Annotated in this window: 3 protein-coding genes; 1 reads left to right on the top strand and 2 read right to left on the bottom strand. The window is 62.9% G+C overall.

Annotated features, from left to right (window positions below):
* Nucleotides 1-7: 7 nt before the first annotated feature.
* A complete protein-coding gene (locus tag ABY454_RS12040) occupies nt 8-1,654 on the bottom strand; it encodes a DUF6600 domain-containing protein (protein ID WP_372930981.1) in 1,647 nt (548 codons plus the stop codon).
* A 249-nt stretch (nt 1,655-1,903) separates the two neighbouring features.
* On the opposite strand from ABY454_RS12040, the gene ABY454_RS12035 reads away from it, so the two are divergent.
* A complete protein-coding gene (locus ABY454_RS12035; protein ID WP_372930979.1) occupies nt 1,904-3,367 on the top strand; it encodes a mannose-1-phosphate guanylyltransferase/mannose-6-phosphate isomerase in 1,464 nt (487 codons plus the stop codon).
* 197 nt (nt 3,368-3,564) lie between these two features.
* On the opposite strand, the gene ABY454_RS12030 is transcribed toward ABY454_RS12035, so the two are convergent.
* The coding region (locus ABY454_RS12030) for an SGNH hydrolase domain-containing protein (RefSeq protein WP_372930978.1) at nt 3,565-3,824 on the bottom strand (260 nt) is incomplete at its 5' end.

Raw genomic sequence — 3,824 nt, 5'->3', positions numbered from 1 at the left:
GATCCGTCTAGCCTCGCTTGCCGCCGCCGGCTTTCGGCTTGGGTTTCGGCCTAGGCTTTGCGCTGGCGGCTTTCGGCTTGGGTTTCGGCCTCGGCTTCGCGGCGGCCTTCGGCTTTGGCTTCGCGGCAGCCTTGGGCTTCGGCTTAGACTTCGGCTTCGCGGCAGCCTTGGGCTTAGGCTTCGGCTTCGCGCTGGCGGCCTTGGGCTTGGGCTTCGCGCTGGCGGCCTTTGGCTTGGGCTTCGGTTTCGCGCTGGCAGGCTTTGGCTTAGGCTTAGATGCCGGGGCCTTCGCCCCGGGCTTCTTCTGTCCGGACTTGGCCTTGGGACCGTTGCCGTTCTTGCGCCCAGGCTGCACGTTCGCCGCCTTCGCATTGGGCTTATGCTTCGAGGCATTCGCGTTCAAAGGCTTCTTCGGCCCGGACTTGTTCTGGCCCGACCTGGCCTTGGCGCCATTGCCGTTCTTCGGCCGAGGCTTCACGTTCGCCGCCTTCGCATTGGGCTTACGCTTCGAGGCATTCGCGTTCGACGGCTTCTTCGGCCCCCGCTTGGCCTTGGCGCCATTGCCAGTCTTAGGGCCTCCCGGTTTCGCAGTGGCCCGCTTGTTGGGCCTTGGCATCGGCGCGTTTGCGTTGTGCGGCCTCTTCCCTCCCGGCCTCGCCTGAGGCGCCCTCGCTCGCGGACGCGGACCTGCAATGTTTGGTTTGCCCGCGGCGGGACTCCCCAAAGCGCGCGGCTTATTCGGATTGGGCCGAGCGCCCCTGGCGCGTGCGGGATTCGTTTGAATCCTTCCGGTGTTCGCGTTCGCGCGCGTTCGCGCCTGGTTGACATTTCTCGGGGGCCGCTTCGGCCGTGCACCTTTCTTGACGCGCGGCGCATACACATAGAGATCCCCGGATGAACGGCCGCGGCCTGCACGCGGACGTGCCTTGGACCGGCCGCGATGGATCTTACGCGGCTCGATGCGCTGTCGCGTAAGCCTCGACCAGCGCTTGCGGGGCATGCCGTAATTGTAGACGTGGCCGCCGCGATACTCAGGGCGGTACACATGCTTCGAAAAGCTCAGCGCTATCGAGATGCTGGTTCGCGGCACCGCGTAAGAACGAACGACCGGCGATGTCAGATAGCGCGGCCGGACGAAGACCCAAGACCGCTCGGGCGGAACCGGTGAGTAGTGGACCGGCGCGCCGTAGGCGCCTCCACCGTAGGCGCGCCGCGGCTCGGGCGCCCAGCCCACATATTCGTCACCGTAACGCCACTGGACCCAAGCCGGCGACCAGGTATCGCCCGGGACCCAGTACCAGTTATAGGCGGGGTCGAAGCCCCAACGGCCAAAGTGATACACGGCCCAGGCGAAGGGCTCGTAGGAGTCCCAGTACCAGCCGTATTCGTTGGTGTAGATCCAATTCCCGACCGTGAACGGACGCCAATCCGGCCCCACGGCGCGCGGGAGCCATACATAACCATGTACGGGGTGGTAGACCCACTCCCCGTGAGGCGCGAGCTCGTCATAGAACTGCTCGATGGCGAAGTCGTCATAGCCGACCGCCGGGCCGCCGGCCCTGGCTGTCCCAGGAAGGGAAAACCCTGCCGTGAAGGCGAGCAGCGCAACCACACCCGCCAACCACATACGCCTCAAGACGCGTAGAAAACGCATCGGAACCTCCGAATCTCGCGCCTGCCGGCGCTGAATTAACCAAGTCACCTCCTTTCCTCGGCAGAAGCGCCATTCGATCCTTTTCAGGCGGAACGGCGATCATGGTGGCCAGCATGGGGTTCGGCACCTGAACCCAGGCTGAACGTAAAACCCCACTGATCCCGGGGCCTGCGGGCGGTATTAATCTTTCAGAAGTTGGCACGCTCCATGCGTAGGTTGACGGGAGGCCAGTTCCGTGGTGGACCGGACATGGCACCGTCAGATCAACAGTGGTGTGTTCGCGTCATGGGCCGCATTTATCCAGTACTGCTTTCCGGGGGGACGGGCTCCCGACTTTGGCCTGTTTCCCGCGCGCAGATGCCCAAACAGCTGATGCCGCTTCTGTCGGGCAGCTCGCTGCTCCAAGAGACGGCTAATCGGCTTGCCGGCTTGGACGACGTCGCGCCACCGCTGGTGATCGCCAACTCCGATCACCGCTTCATGATCGCCGCCCAGCTGCAAGAGCTCGGCATCACGGCCACCGCACTTGTGCTGGAACCTGTGGGCCGCAACACGGCGGCGGCCGCGGCCGTGGCTGCGAAGATCGTCGGCGATCTCGATCCGGAGAGCATTCTCGTTCTACTCCCCGCCGATCATCACATTCCCGACGCCGAGGGCTTCAAGCAGGCGGTCCGGCAGGGCGCGGAATTGGCTGCGCGCGGCCACATCGTCACGTTCGGCATCACGCCGCGATCCCCAGAGACAGGCTATGGCTACATCAAGCGAGGCACCGCACTCGGCGATGACGCTTTCACCGTCGCGCAGTTTTGCGAGAAGCCCGACCTTGCGCGCGCGGATGCGTTTCTTGCAGACGGCTCCTACGACTGGAACAGCGGCATCTTCATGGCCCGCGCCGACACACTGACGGAAGAGATGAAGGTGCATTGCCCCGACATTGCGGCTCAGTGCACGAGCGCCGTCGCCGGAAGCAACCGCGACATGGACTTCTTGCGTCTCGATGAGCCTGCCTTTGAGGCGTGTCCGTCGGCACCCATCGATACCGCCGTGATGGAGCACACCTCGAAGGCCGTGGTTATCCCCGTCGATATCGGTTGGAGTGATGTCGGCTCCTGGGGCGCGCTCTGGGATCTCGGCGAGAAGGACGAGGCCGGCAACGTCATCAGCGGCGACGTCGTCGCGCTCGATACCGAGGAGACCTACATCCGCGGCAATGGCCGCCTCGTCACAACCCTTGGCGTCAAGGACCTCATCGTCGTCGATACTGGGGACGCGGTGCTCATCGCGGACAAGGCGCGGGTCCAGGACATTCGCGATGTCGTGACCAGGCTCAAGGAGCTTGGCCGCAGCGAGCATGAGACGCACTCGCGCGTCCACCGGCCCTGGGGTTATTACGAGTCCATCGAGGCGGGCGACCGCTATCAGGTCAAGCATCTGATGGTGAAGCCCGGCGCATCGCTATCGCTGCAAATGCATCATCACCGGGCCGAGCACTGGGTCGTTGTGAAGGGCACTGCGCGCGTCGTACTCGGCAACAAGGAAATGCTGCTCAGCGAGAACGAGTCGACCTACATCCCGATCGGCACGCCCCACCGCCTGGAGAACCCTGGGAAGGTTCCCTTGAGTATCATCGAGGTCCAGTCCGGCTGCTACCTGGGCGAGGACGACATCGTGCGCATGGACGATGTCTATGGGCGTCTGGCGGAGACGCCCTGATCGCAAAGCCGACTGCTTCTCCATACGCAGAAGGAGTACTCAGCGAACTTCGACGGAGCCAAACTCTTTTGACCTAGGCGCATGCAATTTTCGCTTTGGGTTAGAAGCCGACATCGCCCAACCTCAACTCTAGGTCAGCTTTTGACCCAAAGGTGACGTCCTACGAGAGCTAGACTTCAGCCTAGGGCTGTCCGGCTTTAGGGACCGAGGCGGAAAAGTGGTTCAAAATCAGATGCAAGAGTTGCTGCGAACGATGCAGTCAGGTGATGGCTATCCCTCATTACGACCCGACCGTCGAGAATCGCGCGACACGTACCTGATGGGCAAATGACGTTGTTCAGGTCTACTACCTTGACCCGTTGCTCTTCCTCGTATGTCCCGCGCGGATACGCTGTCTGCTTTCTGTTCCATCGACACGCATCTTCATTTAGCGGGTTTTCAAGAAGGCAGATGATCG

This window comes from Methyloceanibacter sp. (genome assembly GCF_041573655.1).
GTDB lineage: Bacteria > Pseudomonadota > Alphaproteobacteria > Rhizobiales > Methyloligellaceae > Methyloceanibacter.
Note: the sequence above shows the minus strand (reverse complement) of the source record. Positions and strands in the feature narration are given on the sequence as shown.